This window comes from Arthrobacter sp. 05T423, from assembly GCF_056396245.1.
This window is the reverse complement of sequence record NZ_JBFTLC010000006.1, coordinates 155,038-175,198: the sequence shown is the minus strand read 5'-3', so window position 1 is coordinate 175,198 and position 20,161 is coordinate 155,038. Positions and strand designations below refer to the sequence as shown.

Genomic DNA, 20,161 nt, shown 5'->3' with positions numbered 1-20,161 from the left:
GAAGGCCCCCGGCCCGTCCACAGCACACTAACCAGTGCACCATTTTCCAGGCCGTTTGAAAGGGGGTCGGTCGCTATCTTTCCGCATCAGCGGCGGCGACTCGAAAGACTCTACACGCCCCCGAAGGCCCACGCAAATCGACCGGAAGGCCGCACTCGCCACCAACATATAGGGGCGATATCAGGACAGGACCAACGCGTGCCTTGTCAAAGCCCAAGGCCACCAGAACCGCCCGGAAGAGGCCACACATACTCATCGGTAGCGAGGTTCCGGAGATTGGCCTGCGTGTGACCGGCTCAACTAGACAGAACAGTCTGTCTCGCATAAATTTCAGGTAGATCACTGGCCCCAATGGGCAGAGATCCGTTATCGCTGAAGCAGAAACGGCGGATCAATGTGCATGCCTGAAGGAGCCAATAATGGATGCCACCAAGTTTGACCAATTTATCGCCGAGGCGCTCACTACTGAGCGGGAAACCGACACAGCTTTCGGGCCCGACGAGCTCTATGGCCTCTACACCAGCTGGTGCCTGATTCATAAGTTGCGGCCGGCCGCCCCCCACTCCCTGTTTACCGCCCTGAGGGAACGCGGCATTGATCCGGAGAACTGCGAGCTGGCCATGACCGGCCCGGCAGCCGCCGACTACATCCTGGCGAGCGCCCCCAGCCTGATCTAGGCCTATACACCGAAAGAGCCGATGCGAATCGGCTCTTTCGGTGTACCCAAAACCCTGCATCTGGCGCACACTGCTGTCACAACGCTTCAACGCACCAATATCGCCGGTCCTGTGGACCGGGCGGGAAAATCAAGGTACCTAATGGCCGTACAACCCGGCATTGAAGAAGGCGCAGTCATCGGCGGAAGGTACCGGGTGGTGGAACAGATTGGTTCCGGCGCCATGGCCAACGTGTACCGCGCCGTCGACGAATCCCTCGAACGCGAGGTGGCCCTCAAGGTCATCAACAGAAGCAACGCCGCTCATGAAACAGCACGGGACGATGACGCCGAAGTCAAAGTCCTCGCAGCCCTGAACCACCACAGCCTGATCACGCTCCTTGACGCCGGCGTGGATCGGGAGGAGCCCGGCCGCACCCGCATTTACCTCGTGATGGAGCTGATCGAGGGCCCGGACCTAAAGCGCCGCCTGACCGAAGGCCCCTTGTCTTCCCGCCACACGGCCGAGATCGGCTACGACGTGGCCGATGCCCTCGCTTACATCCACGAAAGCGGCGTCGTTCACCGGGACGTGAAGCCGGGAAACATTCTGGTGTTCGACTACCAGCACGACACCGCCCGGATGCATGCAAAGCTCACGGATTTCGGCATCGCGCTCATGGCGGACGCGCCGGACCTGCACGACGGCGGCTTCCTTGGTACTGCGGGCTACCTCAGCCCGGAGCAGGCGAAGGCCGAGCCCATGGGACCGCCAAGTGACGTGTACTCCCTGGGGCTGGTGCTGCTTGAGGCCCTGACCGGGCAGCAGGCCTTCCCGGGCGACCCCCTGCAGAGCGCCCTCGCCCGCCTGATGGACGACCCCCACATCCCTGACGACGTCGAGCCTGAGTGGCGGCTCCTTCTGGCCGCCATGACGGCCCGGAATCCGGAGGACAGGCCGTCGACCAGCGAGGTAAGCCAGGCGCTGTATGAACTGTCCCTGAGCAGCCGCGGAAAGCACAAGGTGGACACCTCCGTCATTCCCGACAATGAGGACGCACGGATGGAGGCCGTTCAGAGGTACGGCATCCTCGACACTCCCCCGGACGGCGCCTTCGACAGGATCACGGCGCTGGCGGCCAGGCTCTTCTCCGTGCCGGTGGCAATCGTATCGATCGTCGATCATGACCGGATCTGGTTCAAGTCCCACCACGGCCTGGATGTAGAGCAGATCAGTCGGGACCCCGGCCTGTGTGCGTCAGCGATCCTTCAGGACGACCTGTGGGTGGTGGAAAACGCCCCGGAAGACCCGCGGGCTCTGCTCAATCCGCTGGTCGCGGGCGAGTTCGGCCTGAAGTTCTACGCCGGCGCTCCCCTCAAGACGCGGGACGGCTACAACCTGGGCACCTTGTGCATCCTGGACTTCGAAGCGCGCACCATGACCCCCGGGGACAGCGCCAATCTGCGGGACCTGGCCGCTATGGTCATGGCCGACCTTGACCTGCGTCTCGAGGCCTCCGCCGGTTTGCCAAGCACTCCCCGGGATCCGGTCGTTAGCTAAGGCGCCGCCAAACCGCCGGGATTCCGACGTCGACAATTAGGGGCGCTACCAAGCGCCGCCAACCGGCGTGGTCCACTAGTGGCGTTGCCAACCAGTGCGCGACCGGGCGTATGTCAGAACATGCCCCGGCCCTGAAGGTGCCGCAAGCTTTCCGTAGGCTGCCGCCGCCACCATGAAGCCCTGTCTGTTATCGCAATTGGGGGCGACATGGACCTGAGTTTCACATATAGACCCGGCCCCCTGACATCCAGGAGGTCGACAATGGCAGTCCTAGACATGCACATCAACGACGGATTCGTTCCCATGGTGGACGGATCACTGGTTTACCACCGGGGCTTCGGGGATCGGCGCACCGCGCTGAACGATCCCAAACCCGCGCTGGCCATGAGCCCGCGGGTGATCACCGCGAACGGCCGCGTGGTGGCCAGCCGCACCTATCCCCTTGGCGCGCCGGTCCCACCGCATGGCAGGCCAGCGCCGCTGCGTCCGGACCCTGCCTTCCCCCGCGAGTTCCTTGCCCGGCGCGGCCACTGGGCCAGCTTCTTTCCGGACCGGACCCTGATCGCGGAAATGGGCAGCACCATCCAGATCATGGTGCACAACAACCTTGCTCAGCCGCACGAGCTGCGTTTCCACCGTGCCGGAGCTGGCGGGGCTGACGTCGGCTCAGGCGCGGTCGGGCCGGGACAATCCAAGCTCCTTCAGTTTCGCGCCCCGCTGCCCGAACCTACGTCTTCACTGACCCGGGCAACCAGCCCGTGGAACGGACCCTGGGTCTCTACGGGGCCCTCGTGGTGATCGATCCCGGCAACGCATGGCGGCTCGCGCCCGGTGCAGCCGAATTCGAGCGCCAGTGGCTGTGGTTGTGCCATGACGTGGACTCCAACTGGGCCCGCATCGCCTCCAGCGGGAAGACGGTGGACCCGCGCGCCACGCCGGCGGTGCCGAACTACTTCACCATCAACGGGTACTCGGGCTTCCAATCGCTGGCGGTCACCACCGATTTGGAGTTCAACGACAGGCGGCATGAGGACACACTGCCCTCAGGGCATCCGCGGGAGACCGATGTGCGCAACTTCAGTGATTCCCCGTCAGCCGGGGGTATCCGCACCGGCCATCTCATGCGAATGCTCAATGCCGGCATCGTGGACCATCAACTGCATTACCACGGCAACCATGTATGGACAGTTCGTGCCAATGGAATCGACTTTCCCCGGTCCCACGGCAGGGTTACTCCGCAGGGGGACGTGGTTCTCCAGCAGTGGGAGGATACGGTCCAACTGCAGCCGCTGGAACGCAAGGAATCGATGCTGCCGGTCCGGCGGCCACCGGACGTGGTCGACCCTGTGTGGAACGCCAGGAACGAGGATTGGACCTACCCCATGCACTGCCACGCGGAACCGTCACAGACGGCGCGCGGCGGCCTGTACCCCGGAGGGCTGGTGGCGGACTGGGTGCTGGCCGGGATGCCCGCCCCAAGTCTAGGGTCACCCCCGACGGCTGCAGACCCGAACCACACGTTCCGCAGCCAGGTCGACTTCGCCTCCAACCAGCCCCACGAAGGCAGTCCGAAGACCGAGTTCCCGCAGAAGGCTGACGTCTCCTTGGAGATGGACTTCTTCAACAGAAAATTCGTGTTCCCGGACGGCTCCGAGCATGAAATGTGGAGCTTCGAGGGCAACAAATTCGGGCGCCAAATCCCCGGGACGACTGTGCGGCTGCAGGAGGGCCAAATGTTCCAGGGCACAGTCAAGCCCAGCAAGAGGGTTCATATCATCCACTGGCACGGCATCGAACCGGACCCGCGGAACGACGGCGTGGGCCACACCTCCTTCGAGGTCACGGGGCACTACACCTACCAGTGGAGGCCCGACGTCGGCGAACGCGGCAACCCCAACCGCGGGGGTGCGGGAACCTACTTCTATCACTGCCACGTCAACACGCCGCTCCACGTCCAGATGGGCATGTTCGGACCGATCGTCGTCGACCCTCCAGCAAATTCCGCTGCACCGGCGCCGGCCGGTACCCGCCGTCATTCGGTTGAGGGGCCGCTGTATGACATCGCCACGGAGACGCTCATTGCGCCCTACTCCCCTGACCCGAGGTGGCACGAACTGAACCATGCTGCGGGACTCAACGGTGAGGATGCGGGGCTCAACCGCTTCGAGCCGAAGCACTTTTCCTCCTGGGCGGCAACATCCCGGGCCGGCCGAAGGGTGACGACATAGTCTGGGCAGTCTCGCAGATGCGGGCCAACGTGGTCCGGAACGGCAAATACCCCACGCTGGTTCGCATGCTGAACGTGGACTACTTTCCCACCCGCACCACGATCACGGACGCAGCGGGCAGGCCGGCCAAGATCGCGGAGCTGATCGCGCACGACGGCCGGCCGTTCTGGACCACCCCGAGCCCCACCGGCCCGGCGGTGCCACCTTCCCTGGCCGGCCAGCCGCTCCTGACCAACATCATCAAATCCGGCGCCGCGGAAAAGTTCGACTTCCTGCTGCGCCCGCCGGCTCCCGGGAAGTACACCATTAGCATCAGCTTCCTGCACTGGGTCACACAGGAGGTGCTCGCCACCCGGACGGTTACGGTAAATGCCGCCTGAGCGGTTCCCAGGGACCGTTCGCTAAAGCTCGACGGCGGGGGGACGGCAGCGTCGCCGCCCGCCCGTCGTCGGGGTCACCTTGGCATCCCTCTCGGTGAAAGTCAGCCGCCGACGCGGTGGATGGTGAAGGCCGAAAGGAAACCCACGGCAGCCACCGGGCCCGTGAGGTTGCGGGGCTACTTGCCGGGCCGGAGCCGGCGCCACCCGCCCGTGACAGCTGCCCAGACCGCCCAGGCTGTTGCCAGTCCGGCCGCGACATCCGTGGCAGCGGCGACGGTCCGGCCCGCGGCGAAGGACCGGACCGTCAGTCCGGTGAGGTGGGCGAGTCCGACGGCGGCCGCCACACCCACCATGAACAGCACCAGGCCTGCTGCGGTGCGGAAGGCTCGCTTCGGGGTGCTGTGGTGTTCAGGGCCCGGGCCGCCGGTGCTGTCTGGCTCGCTGCCGTTGTCTTCACCGAGTGCAAAATCGGTCCCGCTCAGCTGCAGAAGGTTAGCCCTGCCCGTCTCAGCGGTACCGGCACTTTCGGCAAAGAGGTGCGGACCGGCGTCGGGCGCCACCACGGCGAAGGTGGCGTCGGGCTCCCCCGTTCCCCCAGGCTCATCAAGGCCCTCGGCGTCGGCGCCGGGTGTCTCAGCCTCCGGGTCGGCGTCGGTGCGGGCCCGCCGGCCACGGCGGCGCTTGCCGACCGCCGTCGTCGGACCTTCCCAGAGTTCACTCAAAGTGGCGGAGCCCCGCTGAGCGGCGATGGCCAGCACTATCTGGGCGGAGGCCAGCGCGTGCGATCGGGGCTCGTGCCGCTCAATGGGCGGAAGATCGAGGGCCTCCAGCACGTCGCTGAGGCGGTGCCGCGGCAGGGTCAGGTGGTCCTGGGCGAGGTGCTGTGCGCAGTAGAAGTCCTTGGCCGGCAGGTCGAGGTGCTGGTGCTCCGTGGCTTTGCGCATCACGGAGACGTCGTAGGCGGCGTCGAACGCCACGAGCGAGTCCTCGTTGACGAACTGCAGGATGCCTTCGAGGGACATTTCCCAATCGGCAGCGCTCTGGACGTCCTGTTCCGCGATGCCGTGGAGCTCCACGTTGATGGGATCAAAGTCGTCGATGCCGGGCGGCGGCTTGATGAGCCACGACGCCGTGTCCACAATGCGCCCGTCCCGGACCTTCACCAGGCCAACGGCGCACGCCGAGCCGCGGTGGCTGTTGGCCGTTTCGAAGTCGATGGCCGTAAAACTGATTTCTGACATCCTTGCCTCCCCAGGGCATTGCACGGGAGGCCTCAAGCGCCTTTGCTTGTGACCTCCCGCACATGACGTCGCTATTCTTGCAGACGAGATGCCGGATTACGTTCTCCGCGTGAATGTGACGTGCATCATTCGGTCAATGGAAAAACCGTTGACAGCCTGCCCGGGCCGGAGTACCACGGCCTTGGGCGGTCCAATCCCCGGGCCCCCGCCTACAGGACCCCGCCCGCTGGCCCTGAGGTGTAAGCCGATGTCCCGCTTCAAAGGAGAAGTATCATGGCCGTTTCACTTGTCCTCCACCGTGTGGCCGATTACGACGCATGGCGTAAGGTCTACGAATCCGTCGCCGATATGCAGAAAGACGGCGGCGTCACCCAGCAGTCGGTCCACCGGATGGCCGATGATCCGGACAACGTTCTGGTCATCCACCATTTCGACACTGTGGACACCGCAAAGGCGTTCTTCGCCAGCCCGGATTTGAAGGACGCCATGCAGCGTGCCGGCGTCCAGGGCGAACCGCGCATCGAGTACTTCGAATAGGCGCGCTTTCAGGAAAGCCCGACGGCGGGTGGGCGGCAATGTCTGCCGGCCACCCGCCGTCTTGGGTCGAGCGTGAGCCCACGCCGGCTGGGGTTCCCTGGCCGAGCCTGCGAGGTTAGGGTGCCGGTGGGTGGGCCTACGCCGACTGGGTTCCCTGGCCGAGCCTGCGAGGTTAGGGTGCCGGTGGGTGGGCCCACGCCGGCTGGGTTCCCTGGTCGAGCTTGCGAGGTTAGGGTGCCGGTGGGGACTACCGCCCCGGGTTCGGATCGACGCTCTCCCCATCGGGCAGGCCTGCGTCGTTCTGGAAGCCAACAACGCCCGCACCGTCCGCCGTCGGAATGCCGGCCTGCGTGACTGACTCATCGTGCGGATCCTTGTGGCGGGCTTCCTGAAGATGCTGTTCCAGCTTCTCTTCCGCGTCCCGCCGGCGCTGGCCAACGGTGCGCATCTGCTGGGTGGTGGGTGCCGCATGCGCGTGCAGGTGCGGCCCATGATCCAGAAAATTCTCGCTCATAGTGGAATCGTCCCACCGGACCGGCCCGGTGGCTACCTCCCCTGGCCGAGCTTGCGGGGTCAGGGTGCCGGTGGGGAGCGGGCTCAGCGCTCGGGTTCAGGTCCTTGCGGAAGATCACCGTGCCGTTGGCGTTGCGGAGGGTGACGGAGAAGACGTCGTCCTCGCCGAGGTCAACGTGGCCGAAGTACTGGCTTTCGCCGCTGCGCGGGGATTCGCCGGCGTATGCGCCGGCCTTGGAGAAGACCACTTCCGGGCCGAAGGTGCCATCCATTTGGTTGGGGCCGAAGCTTCCGGCGTTGATGGGTCCCCCGACGAACTCCCAGAAGGGATCGAAGTCCTGGAAGGCGGCGCGCTCGGGCGAGTAGTGGTGGGCGGCGCAGTAGTGCACGTCCGCGGTGAGCCACACGACGTTTTTAACCCGGTTGCGCTTGAACGCGGACAGCACGCGCGCGATCTCGAGTTCCTTGCCCAAAGGGGCGCCGGCGTCGCGGTTGGAGAGGGATTCCTCATTCACCGGGCCGTCTGGGACGATGATGCCGAGCGGGAGGTCGTTGGCAATGACCTTCCACGTGGCTTTGGACGTGCTGACTTCGCGGATGAGCCAGTCGGCCTGTTCCTGGCCGAGGATGTGGGTGAGGTTGGTTTCCTTGCCGTCCGTGTTGGGGTCCTTGAAGGTGCGCATGTCCAGGCAGAAGACGTCCAACTGAGGCCCGCGGGTGATCTTGCGGTAGACGCGGGCCGGCTCGAACCCGGTGCTGCCGTCACTGAGCTGGGCGATCGGCTGGTATTCCTGCCAGGCCTGGCGGCCGCGGGCGGAGAGGACGTCCACGCGGCGCTCGGTGTACCTGTCGTCGGTGAGGATCTGGCCGGGGTACCAGTTGTTGTGGGTTTCGTGGTCGTCCCACTGGGCGATGACCGGGACCTCGGCGTAGAGAGCGCGGATGTTCCTGTCCATCATGTTGTAGCGGTGCCGGCCGCGGAATTCCTTGAGGGTTTCGGCCACCTTGGAGACCTCTTCGGTGACGAGGTTGTGCGAGATCTGACCGCCGGGCTCGGTGACCTGTGCGGCGATGGGGCCGTCGGCGTAGATGGTGTCGCCGGAGTGGATGAAGAAGTCCGGCTTGGTGGCGTGCATGGCCGCGTATCCGCGCATGCCGCCGATCTCCTCGTTGATGCCCCAGCCTTGGCCTGCGGTGTCACCGGTCCAGACGAAGCTCTGGCCGCGCCTGGTCCCAGCACTGCGGGACCACGGGCTGCTGGCCTTCGAGCCCGGCGCGGTGCTGAATGAGCCGCGGGCAGCTTCGCCCGCGTTGCCGTCCGGGTCCTCGAAGCGCATCGTGAGCGCGAAGCGGGTTCCCGACGGGAGGTCGCGGGCGTGGATCTTAGAGGTGAAGTCGGTGGCGTCGCTGGCAGTGGTGCCACGCAGAACCCTGCTGAAGGCGCGGCTGCCGCGGAGCGGGGACCCTCCGTCGTCGACGGCCAGCAGGTTGGCCACGAGCCGGCCGGCACCCGACGCCCGCGACCACAGGACGCCAGAGCTGGTGGTGACGTCTCCGGTGGAAATGCCGGAGGGAAGCGTCAGGCGGTTGCGGACCAGGGGAACGGCAGCGGGGCGTGCGGCGTGGGCGGGGACAACCAGCGAAGGTGCGACGGCGGCAGCACCGGCAGCGGCGATGGCACCTTTGAGGACGTTTCGGCGGGAGAGAGGAGTCATGAGGCCCATGGTTGTTCGGCCGGGTTACGGGGCAGCGACGGCGGGGTGAACCGGGTAAAGCACTCCGGTGACAATCAGATCGAATTCCTTGACAAACAATGAAATTATCTTCCCAAGCGCGAGAAGTTGGGTCTAATATCCTGCATCTAGGCATTAATCAAAGAAGATATGTCGAGAGCTGACCCTTACTTTCGGGCAAGGGTAAATGAGTGGGAACTAGACACGCGACGCTTTTCCCGTGGCAACTCATTTGCGGGCCTCATTTCGGGAACCGCCTTTAGGAATACTTGCCTCTGCGAATATTCAATGCCCCGCACTTCTTCGCGCGCCTGCTATGGCCTTCTTCTGCCGCGCGCGCTTGCTTCGCACTTGAATGGAGTTCGACATGAAAAAGCTGCTAATTCTTATTGCCCTTTTGTTTGTCCCCGTACTCAATGTTGGACCTGTGGCCGCTGCACCCGCGTTGCCTCCTGGTAAGCCTGGGGTCATCCGGGACTTCCCAAACTTAACCGGGTTCTGCGAATTTCCCATCCACCTAGTACTCACCGGAAAGGAAAAAATCGACCTGCCCGGGAATAGCACGATCGTTCCAGCACCTGGGCAAAAGGTGACGTTCACGAACAATTTGACCGGGGCGACAGTAAGCTACGTCATCACGGGCGCAACGCATAACCAAACATTGACTAGCGGTAATGTTGTTTCCACACTGACCGGTCGAAACGTCGTCCTGAACGATGAGACGTCCAAAAAGCAGGGCATCTTCCTTCTCGTCGGCACTTTCAGCTTTGAATTGACGTCCACGGGCGCCGAAGTCCAGCCTTTTAGCGGTATCGGGCAAGTCACAGACGTCTGTGCTGTCCTAGCGCGCTAAAGGCTGTTAGCGCATCGTGACAACGGGTGGCTGGCACTCCTGCCAGCCACCCGCCGTCGTACGTTTCCTGAAAAGCAGGTCAGCGGGACGGGACCCCTTCCACGAACGGGACGTGGGAGACGTATTGCTTGTACAGCATCGCGGCTTCGTCAATCGCTATGTGGCCGAAGCCCAGGGACAGTTGCAGCCCTTCGAGTTGCGCTATTGCCGTCTCCGCTGCGGTGACCTTTTCGGCCAGAGCCTGGGAATTGGCGAAGTTCGTGGCGAGCCCGGCCCCGACGGACAGAATTACCGCTCCCAGGCAAAGGACTCGCCACACCACGGAAGAGTCGTCCAGTGCGAACATGCCTTGGACTGCCGCGGTGAACCCGGTGCCCCCGAACGCCGGACCGGCTGTGAGCACGGCGGCCAGCACACTTCCGACCACGCTGAATTCCGTGAGCTTGTGCCGGCGCGGCCGTAACCGTTCAAGGTAGGAGCGGAGCGCCGACTGTTTTTCTTCGATGCGGTCGGACAGCCTCTGGCGCGTCTCCGGCGAGTCGTCCATGGCGGTATCAGCCTCCCTCTCCGACGGTGTTCCGATCAGGATCCCACCGCCCCGGAATCCGGTCCAGAGTGGAGAGGTTCGGGGACGGCCAGCCCGCGCCAGCCCAGGGACCGACCGAGACAGGTCTGTCTCCCTGTCCGCTGCAGGCAGGCTTGTGTACGTTAATCCCACGGGAGTGCAATGGCGCAGACCGTCGAATTCGGCAGCGGACGAGAGGCGACTAAGGATGGCAAAGACGACCGGAGCGGCACCAAAACTGGCCAAGGCATTGGCCATCGTTCTCGGCACCGGGCAGGTGGGCAGCGGGGAGTCGGGGACTGACCGGATACCGATCCGGCTGCGCGCGTGGGACGGCTCGGAAGCAGGCCCAGAAGGTGCGCCGCTCATCGAGTTCGCCTCCCGCCGGGCACTGCGCCGGATGCTTTGGTCTCCGGGACAGTTGGGCCTGAGCCGCGCGTACGTGGCTGGCGAAATAAGCGCACACGGCGACATCTTCGCCGCCTTCGCCGCACTCAGCTCCGCAGGGAAATTCGCCGAGCCCGGTCCGTTCCGTCCGCTGTCGCCCCGGGAAGTGTGGACTCTGGTAAAGACCGGCATCCGGCTCGGAGCACTGGGCCCCAACCCGGCTCCCCCGCCGGAGGAGGCGAAGGTGGAGAAGCACGGCCGCCGGCACTCCAAGAAGCGGGACGCCGCCGCGATCTCACACCATTACGACGTCGGCAACGACTTTTACCGGCTGGTCCTTGGTCCGTCGCTGGTCTACTCGTGTGCCGTCTGGTCCGATGAGAACACCGGCCTGGACGCGGCCCAGGAGGAGAAACTCGATCTGGTCTGCCGGAAGCTCGGCCTGGCGCCGGGCATGCGGGTGCTGGACGTGGGCTGCGGCTGGGGAAGCTTTGCGCTGCATGCGGCCGGGCGGTACGGGGTGAGCGTCATCGGCATCACGCTGTCCACCGAGCAGGCCGAACTTGCCCGCAAGCGGGTGGCCGAAGCCGGGCTGACGGAACTCGTGGAGATCCGTGTCCAGGACTACCGCGACGTAAATGACGGGCCGTATGACGCGATCAGCTCCATCGGCATGTCCGAGCACGTCGGCCGCGAACAGCTGGGCCGCTACGTCTCGCAGCTGCACGGCCTGCTGCGGCCCGGCGGCCGGCTCCTCAATCACGCCATCTCCTGGAACGCCGGGCCCACCGAAGACGATCCCGATTCGTTCATCCCCCGCTACGTCTTCCCCGACGGCGAGATGCTCAGCCTGGGTGAGATGGTGGTGGCGCTGGAGGGCGGCGGCTTTGAAGTGCTCGACGTCGAAGCCCTCCGCCAGCATTACGCGCTGACGCTGCGGGCCTGGGTGAAGAACCTCGAGGAGCAGTGGGACGAGGCCGTCCGGCTGACGTCCGACGGCCGCGCCCGCATTTGGCGGCTGTACATGGCAGCCAGCGCGCTCGGCTTCGAGGGCGGCCTGACGGGCGTGAACCAGGTGCTGCTGCAAAAGGCCGGCGGCGAGGAGCCGCCGCTGCGGCTGAGGAACTGGGCCGGCTGAGCGCTCGGCGCTGGTTGAGCACGTCTAAAACCAAGAAAACCACATAAGGAGCAAGGACAATGGCTAACATTCTGATGGTCGTCTCGGCCGCCGATTCGCTGACTATGAAGGATGGCAGCCAGCACCCCACCGGTTTCTGGGCCGAGGAGTTGGTGGTGGCGCACCGGACCCTGCAGCAGGCCGGACACTCGGTGGACTTCGCCACTCCCGGCGGCGTCAAGCCCACCGTGGACAAGCTCAGCCTGCAGCCCGAGACGGTGGGCAGCGAGGAGCGGGCGGAAGACTTCCGCACCTACCTGGACATGATCGACGTCGACCTGTTCGCGCCGCTGGTGCTGGCCGACGTCGACATGTCCGGGTACGACGCCGTCGTCCTGCCGGGCGGCCACGCGCCCATGGCGGATCTCTTCCAGGACGAGGACCTCGGCCGGATCCTCGTGGAGGCCAACGGCGTCGGCAAGATCATCGCGCCCTTCTGCCACGGGCCAGCTGGGCTGCTCAGCGCACAAGCCGAAGACGGCGCGTTCGCCTTTACGGGCCGCAAGCTGACGGTGTTCGCCAACTCGGAGGAACTGGGCGCCGGCACCGGGGAAAACACCCCGTGGTTTGTGGAGACGGCGCTGCAGGAGAAGGGCGCCAACGTGGAGACCGGCCCGGACTGGGCCAGCCACGTGGTGCGGGAGGGCAACCTGATCAGCGGCCAGAACCCGCAATCCAGCGAGGACGTGGCCAAGGAAGTCATCAAGGCCCTCGCCGAAGACGCCGAATTGGCAGGCGAAGCAGCCGCCGGTTAAAGCCTGCCGAGACGCGCCGCCGGTTGAGCCTGCCGAGACCAGGCACCTTGACCTCGACGAGCTCGATCAGCGGCTGCCGGTTCGATCAGCGGTCTGCAGGCTCAGTCCCCATGCCGGGCTGGACGCGCACGAAGTCGACCGTGTTTCCGGGGTTGGTCCGGCTCTTCTGGTATCGCGAGAATCCTTTCGCGTCCAGGTGGTTCTGTGCGCGGAACTCGGCGAGGGCTTCGTCGTAGGCCTGGTTGAGCCGCTGGCCGGAGACCTCCTCCACTGTGCCGTCGGAAAAGGTGACGGAGACGCGGATGCTCTCCGGGAAATGCCGGTTCATCCGGATGAAGCCTTCGGCATCCTGCTGCAGATTGATCAAGGTGGTCCGCCTTCTGTTCGAGGAGTTCCAGTCTCCCGCACTTTCAGGGATCAACGTACATAAGTACGACAGCGGGAGCCGGCAGATCTGCCGGCTCCCGCCGTCGTACTTGAGAAAGATGTAGCTAACCTGCGAGCCCGGCCACTGCGAAGATGGCCGCGGAGACGCCGAAGCCCATCACGCCGATGAGGGTTTCCATGACGGTCCAGGTCTTCAGTGTGGTCTTGACGTCCATGCCGAAGAAGCGGCCCACCATCCAGAACCCGGCGTCGTTCACGTGCGAGGCAACGACTGAGCCGGCGGCCGCGGCGATGACCAGGGCAGCCACCTGCATGCCGTTCATTCCGGCGGCAGCAACACCTGGGGCGATGAGGCCGGCGGTGGTGGTGAGGGCCACGGTGGCGGAGCCCTGGGCGATGCGCAGGATGGATGCGATCAGGAAGCCGGCCAGGATGAGCGGGATGCCCATGTGCCCCAGCACGTCGGCCAGCGCGTCGCCGATGCCGGAGGTCCGCAGCACCCCGCCGAACATGCCGCCGGCGCCGGTGATGAGGATGACCGAACAGACCGGGCCCAGGGAGGATTCGAGCAGGTTCTCGAGGATGCCGTTGTGGACCCCGCGACGGGCGCCGAGGACGAACATGGCGACGCAGACCGTGATGAGCAGCGCCACCGGGGTCTCGCCCAATGTGCGCAGCACCTGGAACCACTGTTCGTTCTTTGCGGATGCGGGCAGCGCGCCGGAGGCTGCCGCGGTGTTCAGGCCGGTGTTGATGAAGATGAAGACCAGCGGCAGGAGCAGCAGACCCATGATGGTGCGGAAGCGCGGAGGATGGGCTTCCGCCGCGGGGGTGGCGTGGCCGAGGAGTTCCGGAACCGGGAGGTGCAGCTTCTTGCCGGTCCACAGGCCGTACAGGTAGGCGGTGAGGTACCAGGTGGGGATGGCGGTGAGGAGGCCGGCGATGGTCACCAGGCCGATGTTCGCTTCAAAGAAGGCCGACGCCGAGACCGGGCCCGGGTGCGGGGGCAGGTAGATGTGCATCACCGAGAACGCGCCGGCGGCGGGGAGGCCGTACCGCAGCACTCCCCCGCCCAGGCGGTGGGCCACGGCGAAGACCACCGGAAGCATGACCACTAGGCCGGCGTCGAAGAAGATGGGAAAGCCGAAGATGAGCGAGGCCACGCCCAGCGCGAAGGGTGCACGCTTCTCGCCGAAGATGCCGATCATGTAGTCGGCCAGCACCTTCGCGCCGCCGCTGGTTTCCACGATCCGGCCGAGCATGGCGCCCAGGCCGACGAGCAGCGCCACGGTTCCGAGGGTTGTCCCGAAGCCGTTGATGAGCACCGGGACAACCTGGTTGGCGGGGATTCCGGTGGCGAAGGCCGTGGCGAGGCTGACCAGGATCAGCGCAAGCAGCGCGTGCATGCGCAGCCTGATGATCAGGAACAGCAGGACGCCGATCGCTACCGCCGCGATGAGCAGCAGCGGTCCTGCGCCCAGCGTTTGTGTCCATCCTTCGATGGTCATGGTTCTCCTTTGAAGCAGATTTCTTGGGGGGTGTGGGTACCGCGCGTCAATAGGCACGGCACCCGGGTGGTGCAGCTTGTTGGTGCAGCTAGTCGGCGCAGGGCGCCGGGTTGGGGGAGCTCCTAGTTGGCGGGGAGCTCGTGGTTCGTGGGGAGCTCGTGGTTCGCGGAGAGCTGCAGCGCGGCCAGGATGGCCCCGATGAGTTCCTCCGGGGAGCGGGTGATGTCCAGGCGGAGGCTTCCGGCTTCCAACTCCTCCGCGGACAGCGGTTCCAGGGTGGCCAGCTGGCTGGGCAGGAGCGTGGGCGGCATGAAGTGCCCCTCGCGGCCCTGCATGCGCTGGCTGAGCAGGCCGGCCTCGCCGTGCAGGTGGATGAAGAGCACGCGGCCTTCGGCTTCGGCCAGCAGCTTGCGGTAGCTCTGCTTGAGCGCCGAGCAGGTGAGCACAGTGCTGTGGCCGGCGCGGGCCTGCGCGGTCATCCAGTTCTGGATCTGCTGCAGCCAGGGCCAGCGGTCCCCGTCCTGCAGCGGGATGCCTTGGCTCATCTTGTCGATGTTGGACTGCGGGTGGAATTCATCCGCCTCCGCGCATGCCCACCCCAGGTGCTTGGACAGGGCCGCGGCAATCGTGGACTTGCCCGAACCGGCAACGCCCATCACCACCAGATGCGTGGCTGGATACTGCATGTTTTACCTCCGAAGAAGACGTCTTTGGCTTGTGGAAGAAGCTCAATCTGCAGCCCGACTCGAACTGCGCTGGAGATAAGGTATCACCAATCAGCACCAAAGATACTATCTTTCCGTGTCACAGGTCATACCTTTGTCTTCATCTTCCGGTACGCTTGAGGTGCGCTCAGCGCAGAGGAAGGCAGGATCATGTCGACGGCGACAGAAGACCGCGCGGATAACGCGAACGACGGCGGGTTCTCACCCGCCATGCATGAGCGCGTCCTTGACGCTGTGGGCGTGGCTATCGCGTCCGGCGCCCTCGCGCCGGGAAGCCGCCTGACCCTGGAAGGCCTGCAGCAGGAGTACGGCGTGTCCCGGACGGTGGCGCGGGACACCATGAAGGTCCTCGAATCGATGAATCTGGTCTACTCACGCCGCCGGGTGGGGATCGTGGTTCAGAGCCCGGACCTCTGGAACGTCTATGATCCCAAGCTGGTGCGGTGGCGTCTGGCGTCTGAACGCCGGGCCGAACAGTACGCCAGCCTTACGGAGCTCCGCATCGCCGTCGAACCTATTGCCGCGGCGGGTGCCGCCCGCCGGGCCAGTGCCGCGGAACGCAGCCAGCTCGTATCCTTGGCCGCGGACCTGCGGCGGCTGGGTGAGGCGGGAGAGCTCGAGGGGTTCCTGGAGGCCGACATCGCCTACCACCGGCTGCTGCTGAAGTGCTGCGGCAACGAGATGTTCTCGTCCCTCGAAGGGATGGTGGCCGAGGTTCTCACCAGCCGAACCCATCAGGGACTCATGCCGTTCAAGCCGCGGGCCGAGGCCCTGGACGCCCATGAGGAAGCGGCGGCCGCGGTTGCCGCCGGGGACGCCACGGCAGCGGAGAGCGCCATGCACCATATCCTGAACGAAGTGCGCGAAGCGATGGGGCTGCACTAGGCCGGTTGAGCCTGTCGAAACCGTGACCACCTTAAACCCAGCAGGCCCGGCCAGCGGTTTCCCGCCGGTCGGGCCTGTGGAACGCGGTCCCTACCAGAACCGTGCACTGGAGTAGGGGACGCTGGGCAGGTCCCCGGCCTCCCACGGCGCCGTGGAGCGGACGCTGGGGTTGCGTCCCCGGCCGTCGCTGAGGACGGATCGGACGGTGGCGGTGACAACCCAGACTCCGGTGAGAAGCAGGATAACGAGCAGTGCCATGGTGTTTGTGCCTCGGTGGTTGTGTGCGGATGGGATGAATTCAGTGTGCAAACCCGCCGTGTGAGCAGGCGTGTGAAAGCCCCTGACTCCGGGGATGGCCGGGGCTAAAATGGCGCGTATGGCCGAAAGCATCATTCGGCTCCTCGGTCCGCCGGCGATCGAGTCCACCGGCAGCACTCCCCCGCAGCCCAGAGGCCGCAAGGCCTGGGCCGTGCTGGCCTACCTTGCGCTTCAGCCGGACGGCACCGGACGGTCACGGCTGGCAACGCTGCTGTTCCCCGACGCGGCGGATCCACTCGGTGCGCTGCGCTGGAACCTCTCCGAGCTGCGCCGGACGCTCAGCGGCGTGATGCTCGACGGCGATCCCCTGCGGCTCGCGCTCCAGCCGCCCTGGCGCTGCGACGCCGTCGAACTGGTCGGGTCAGGGACAGTCCCCAGCCCCGACCCGCACAGTCTGAATGGCCAACTGCTGGAGGGTTTGTCCTTCGCCGATTGCCCGGTTTTCGATTCCTGGCTGGCGGACCAGCGCTACCGGCTGGAGAACTGCGCGCAGTCCCTGCTGTACGAGTCGTCGGTGTCCGCCCTGGCTTCGGGCGATCCGCGGGAGGCGGCGGAGCTGGCATCACGGGCGCTCCAGCGGGACCCGTTTCATAGCGACTGCAACGCGGTGCTGGTCCGGGCGCTGGTGGCGATCGGTGAGCACCGGCATGCGCGCGAGCACGTGACCAAGTGCGCCAACCTTTACCGCGACGAACTGGGCCTGCCGTTGCCGCCGGAAATCCGGCGTGCCCTGTCGGGCGCTGCTCCGGAGGCCGACCCGGGGATCCCGGCCACCGTGGCCACCGTCCGGTCCTATCTCGACGCCGGCGGCGCCTCGCTCTCGGCCGGCGCCGTGGACCGGGGGCTGGACCAGCTGCGGCTCGCCGTCGTCCTGGCCCAGCGCACCCCTGACCGGCACCTCCTCGCCGAGTCGCTGGTCAATCTTGCCGGGGCGATGATCCACCAGGCGGGCGGCCGGGGCGCGGAGGTGGCGGACTTCCTGCACCGGGCGCTGTCTGCTGAGGCGCCGTCGGCCGAAGCGCCGGGGGAAAAGTACGACGCCGGGTCCTCCACTGCCGCGGCCGCTTACCGCGAGCTGGGGTACCTATCCGTTCAGCGGGGCGTCCCGGACCGGGCGGCCGGCTGGCTGGAGCGGGCCAGCGCGGCAGCCGCCGGGTTCCCCGACGAGCGGGCACGGGTCCTGGCGATCCAGGGCATGCTGGCATCGGATACCGCCCGCTACGAGGACGCCGTGGATGCCTTGACTGCATCCATTAGGCTGGCGCGGGAAGTGCGGAACCGACGGCAGCTGGCGTTCAGCAGCGCGCTCCTTGGCCGCGTCTGGCTGTTGCGCGGGGAGCTGGAACCGGCAGCCGAGACCCTCGACCACGCCCTGCATTGGATTCTCGCTGAACACTGGACAGCGTTCGAGCCCTTTGTGGCCGGAGTGCGCGGCGAAACGTACCTCGCGGCCGGCGATCTCGAGGCTGCTGCCGAAATGATCGACCGGTCGTGGGTGATGGCGGATCTGGCCGGCGACCATTGCTATATGGCTCTCGCGGCGGGGGCGGAAGCGCGCCTCTTCCTGGCGCACGGTGACCTCGCCGCGGCACAGCACTGGGTCGGCAGGGGGATGGAGCCCAAGCCCTGGTACCTCTGGTATTCGGCCCGGCTGCTGGACGTTGCGGCGGAGGTGGCCATCGCGGCAGGGTCGGAGCGGGCAGCGGGAGTGGTGGATCGGCTGGGGGCGCTTGCGAGCCGGAGCGGCATGCGGGAGTTCGTGGTGCGGGCGCAGTCGCACCGCGCCGTGCTGGGCGACCAGGCCGCAGCCCTGGCCGTTCCCTGGCTGGCGAAAGAGATCGACAGCCCAGCGCTGACGGCGTTCCTGGCGGCCCGCGGCCAGCTCTGACAGCCAAGCCCGCTGGTTGAGCCTGTCCGCTGGTTGAGCCCATCGAAACCGAGCCTCCCGAAACCGAGCCTCCGTGATTTCGGCAGGCCCCAATGGCATCAGTGCTCGTTGAGCAACCCGTGCAGCTGAAGCAGGAACTTTCGGCCCCCGTCGGTCAGCACGGGAGGGTCCGTGAAGCGGCCGCTGGGAACAGTCAGCTGCAGGCATTCCAGGGTCCAGCGGCTGCGGAGATACATGTCTCGGCCAAGGTCCAGCGGAATGGGCGCCCCGGTCCTGGTGCGGAAACCTTCGACGTTGAGGGTGTCGGCAATGATCCGTGCCCGCTCATCCCAACGCGGCGTGGTGCCGTCGAGCAACCACTGCACCAGGAGGCCGTTCACCGTGGCTGTCGCTTCCTCCGGAGGGTTGCCGACGGCGTTGGCGAGGTAATCCCAGAGGGGCTGGCCGCCGTCGGACATTTTGCGACCGGCGGGCGAGAGCAGCAGCCGCCCCTTGGACTTCCGGAGCAGTTTCCAGGCCTGCAGCTGCTCCCGGAGTTGCAGGACGGGCCGAGTCTGGACCTCGCGGTTGGCTTTGCCGGGCCATCTGTCGGCCAGGCCGAGGGCGTCAAAGGTTTCCCTGACGAAGGCTGGTTTCAGGTAGCCGTCCTGGGTCAGCGGCAGCCCATCGGCGGGAACCTGGGACAGGAACCAGTGGACAGCATGGACGACGGCGTCGATCTCGCCGTCCGTGGGCGGCTCGGGCCATAGCTGTAGCGCGAGCTCGTCCAGCCGGGCGTTGAGCGCGCTGGCGTCGAATACGGTCGGCGCGAAGGTTGTGGCGTCCTGGCCGGTGGCGAACTTGTACCAGCCGGCCGTGTCCTCGTATTCCGGGTGCCCGGGATCGCCCAGGACTTCAATGATCCGCCGGTAGCCGTGTGAACCGCCGGAGTCCTCCACCGGGCCGCGGTTGGCGCCGCCTGTGCAATGCAGAGCCTTTTTCGGAAGCTCGGCGGGTCCCATCAACTCGACGGTGTGCGTCCAGGCATCGCCGAAGTCGTACTCGTATTGGAAGTCGGCGGGCCCGGTCCCGTGTGCATCCAGAAGTTCCACAAGCGCGACGCCGGACGCCGGCTCGGCGTAGCTGTCCTCGACCGCTTCGTCCGGGCCAATGACGATGCGACCTTCCCCGCGGAGGTCAGTACAGCGGATCCCGTAGAGGTGCCGGTTTTCCCAGCCGAAGGCGGCCTGAAGGGCGCGGTGGAATTCCGGAACGGTGATGGTCTCCGGGAACTGCAGCCGCCGCCAGATCTCGGGTTCGGTGCCCTCGATGCTGATGCGCAGGTCGAAGGCAGGGACGGCGTCGGTTGGGTGCATGATTGCCATTGTTCCAGAGCGGGGAGGCTTCCACCGAGCGCTCCCCCCTGATTTCGACAGGCTCAATCAGCACAACCGGGTTAACAAAAGCAGGGCCCGTCACGAGGACGGGCCCTGCTCGAAACCTAACGGTCCCGGTTCTCTAGGAAATTAGAGAGCCTGGATGTTGACGGCCTGGGGACCCTTGGGGCCCTGCTCGGTTTCGAAGGAAACCTTCTGGTTCTCTTCGAGGGAGCGGAAGCCGCCGGAGTTGATCGCGGAGTAGTGCGCGAACACGTCCTGCGAGGAGTCATCGGGGGAAATGAAGCCGAAGCCCTTTTCAGCGTTAAACCATTTGACGGTACCAGTAGCCATTATTTTTGTCCTTCGTGAAGGTGGAGGAACTGTCCCGACTTTCGGGTCCTCCGGTGTGGGGTGTTCAAAACCGCTACTTCAGAAGAACGCGGACTTTCGACCGCGCGTACTGCCTGAACTACACAATGCAAACACAACAACGAAATCAACTGTACA

20 protein-coding genes are annotated in these 20,161 nt (G+C 65.7%); 11 read left to right on the top strand and 9 right to left on the bottom strand.

The features are described 5' to 3' along the window. Positions 1–419: 419 nt before the first annotated feature. The 5 genes from AC1DFE_RS07625 to AC1DFE_RS07605 all read left to right on the top strand — a co-directional run bounded on the left by AC1DFE_RS07625 (position 420) and on the right by AC1DFE_RS07605 (position 4,824). On the top strand, positions 420–677 hold the full coding sequence (locus AC1DFE_RS07625) for a hypothetical protein (protein ID WP_476905294.1): 258 nt from the start codon (positions 420–422) through the stop codon (positions 675–677). Between the two features lie 141 nt (positions 678–818). Beyond that, a complete protein-coding gene (locus AC1DFE_RS07620) occupies positions 819–2,216 on the top strand; it encodes a GAF domain-containing serine/threonine-protein kinase (RefSeq protein WP_476905293.1) in 1,398 nt (465 codons plus the stop codon). 261 nt (positions 2,217–2,477) lie between these two features. After that, positions 2,478–3,014 (top strand): cupredoxin domain-containing protein, encoded by a 537-nt coding sequence (locus tag AC1DFE_RS07615; RefSeq protein ID WP_476905292.1) that lies wholly within the window; start codon positions 2,478–2,480, stop codon positions 3,012–3,014. Next, positions 2,975–4,444: a multicopper oxidase domain-containing protein gene (locus tag AC1DFE_RS07610; protein WP_476905291.1), complete on the top strand. Its 1,470-nt coding sequence runs from the start codon at positions 2,975–2,977 to the stop codon at positions 4,442–4,444. The genes AC1DFE_RS07615 and AC1DFE_RS07610 overlap by 40 nt, the downstream gene beginning before the upstream one ends. A 17-nt stretch (positions 4,445–4,461) precedes the next feature. Then, positions 4,462–4,824 carry a hypothetical protein gene (locus AC1DFE_RS07605; protein WP_476905290.1) on the top strand — a complete coding sequence of 121 codons (363 nt, stop codon included), beginning with the start codon at positions 4,462–4,464 and terminating at the stop codon, positions 4,822–4,824. Between the two features lie 176 nt (positions 4,825–5,000). Here AC1DFE_RS07605 and AC1DFE_RS07600 read toward each other — a convergent pair whose 3' ends face one another. Next, on the bottom strand, positions 5,001–6,065 hold the full coding sequence (locus AC1DFE_RS07600; protein ID WP_476905289.1) for an exonuclease domain-containing protein: 1,065 nt from the start codon (positions 6,063–6,065) through the stop codon (positions 5,001–5,003). A 273-nt stretch (positions 6,066–6,338) separates the two neighbouring features. Here AC1DFE_RS07600 and AC1DFE_RS07595 point away from each other — a divergent pair, with 273 nt between their 5' ends. Continuing rightward, positions 6,339–6,602 (top strand): hypothetical protein, encoded by a 264-nt coding sequence (locus AC1DFE_RS07595; protein WP_476905288.1) that lies wholly within the window; start codon positions 6,339–6,341, stop codon positions 6,600–6,602. A 359-nt stretch (positions 6,603–6,961) separates the two neighbouring features. Here the strand turns inward: AC1DFE_RS07595 and AC1DFE_RS07590 are convergent, their stop codons facing one another. Then, positions 6,962–8,839 (bottom strand): alkaline phosphatase D family protein, encoded by a 1,878-nt coding sequence (locus AC1DFE_RS07590; protein ID WP_476905287.1) that lies wholly within the window; start codon positions 8,837–8,839, stop codon positions 6,962–6,964. Between the two features lie 376 nt (positions 8,840–9,215). Between AC1DFE_RS07590 and AC1DFE_RS07585 the strand changes: the two genes are divergently transcribed. Next, complete coding sequence (locus AC1DFE_RS07585) at positions 9,216–9,701, top strand: hypothetical protein (protein ID WP_476905286.1); 486 nt, start codon at positions 9,216–9,218, stop codon at positions 9,699–9,701. Positions 9,702–9,780: 79 nt separating this feature from the next. Here AC1DFE_RS07585 and AC1DFE_RS07580 read toward each other — a convergent pair whose 3' ends face one another. After that, positions 9,781–10,248, bottom strand: coding sequence for a hypothetical protein (locus AC1DFE_RS07580; RefSeq protein WP_476905285.1), 468 nt, complete (start codon positions 10,246–10,248; stop codon positions 9,781–9,783). 226 nt (positions 10,249–10,474) lie between these two features. On the opposite strand from AC1DFE_RS07580, the gene AC1DFE_RS07575 reads away from it, so the two are divergent. Then, positions 10,475–11,791, top strand: a complete 1,317-nt coding sequence (locus tag AC1DFE_RS07575) for a class I SAM-dependent methyltransferase (RefSeq protein ID WP_476905284.1) — start codon at positions 10,475–10,477, stop codon at positions 11,789–11,791. 59 nt (positions 11,792–11,850) lie between these two features. After that, entirely contained in the window at positions 11,851–12,585 is a 735-nt protein-coding gene (locus tag AC1DFE_RS07570; protein ID WP_476905283.1) for a type 1 glutamine amidotransferase domain-containing protein, read from the top strand. An 85-nt stretch (positions 12,586–12,670) separates the two neighbouring features. On the opposite strand, the gene AC1DFE_RS07565 is transcribed toward AC1DFE_RS07570, so the two are convergent. The 3 genes from AC1DFE_RS07565 to AC1DFE_RS07555 all read right to left on the bottom strand — a co-directional run bounded on the left by AC1DFE_RS07565 (position 12,671) and on the right by AC1DFE_RS07555 (position 15,166). After that, positions 12,671–12,952 carry a hypothetical protein gene (locus tag AC1DFE_RS07565; RefSeq protein ID WP_476905282.1) on the bottom strand — a complete coding sequence of 94 codons (282 nt, stop codon included), beginning with the start codon at positions 12,950–12,952 and terminating at the stop codon, positions 12,671–12,673. Positions 12,953–13,076: 124 nt separating this feature from the next. Beyond that, positions 13,077–14,480: a GntP family permease gene (locus AC1DFE_RS07560; protein WP_476905281.1), complete on the bottom strand. Its 1,404-nt coding sequence runs from the start codon at positions 14,478–14,480 to the stop codon at positions 13,077–13,079. 122 nt (positions 14,481–14,602) lie between these two features. Next, complete coding sequence (locus AC1DFE_RS07555; protein ID WP_476905280.1) at positions 14,603–15,166, bottom strand: gluconokinase; 564 nt, start codon at positions 15,164–15,166, stop codon at positions 14,603–14,605. Between the two features lie 189 nt (positions 15,167–15,355). On the opposite strand from AC1DFE_RS07555, the gene AC1DFE_RS07550 reads away from it, so the two are divergent. After that, positions 15,356–16,090, top strand: coding sequence for a FadR/GntR family transcriptional regulator (locus AC1DFE_RS07550; RefSeq protein WP_476905279.1), 735 nt, complete (start codon positions 15,356–15,358; stop codon positions 16,088–16,090). A 90-nt stretch (positions 16,091–16,180) separates the two neighbouring features. On the opposite strand, the gene AC1DFE_RS07545 is transcribed toward AC1DFE_RS07550, so the two are convergent. Next, complete coding sequence (locus tag AC1DFE_RS07545) at positions 16,181–16,348, bottom strand: hypothetical protein (RefSeq protein WP_476905278.1); 168 nt, start codon at positions 16,346–16,348, stop codon at positions 16,181–16,183. A gap of 118 nt (positions 16,349–16,466) precedes the next feature. On the opposite strand from AC1DFE_RS07545, the gene AC1DFE_RS07540 reads away from it, so the two are divergent. After that, a complete protein-coding gene (locus AC1DFE_RS07540) occupies positions 16,467–18,296 on the top strand; it encodes an AfsR/SARP family transcriptional regulator (RefSeq protein ID WP_476905277.1) in 1,830 nt (609 codons plus the stop codon). A 98-nt stretch (positions 18,297–18,394) separates the two neighbouring features. On the opposite strand, the gene AC1DFE_RS07535 is transcribed toward AC1DFE_RS07540, so the two are convergent. Both AC1DFE_RS07535 and AC1DFE_RS07530 read right to left on the bottom strand, forming a co-directional pair. After that, on the bottom strand, positions 18,395–19,651 hold the full coding sequence (locus AC1DFE_RS07535; protein ID WP_476905276.1) for a plasmid pRiA4b ORF-3 family protein: 1,257 nt from the start codon (positions 19,649–19,651) through the stop codon (positions 18,395–18,397). 150 nt (positions 19,652–19,801) lie between these two features. Beyond that, positions 19,802–20,005 carry a cold-shock protein gene (locus AC1DFE_RS07530; RefSeq protein WP_190606256.1) on the bottom strand — a complete coding sequence of 68 codons (204 nt, stop codon included), beginning with the start codon at positions 20,003–20,005 and terminating at the stop codon, positions 19,802–19,804. Positions 20,006–20,161 lie beyond the last annotated feature (156 nt).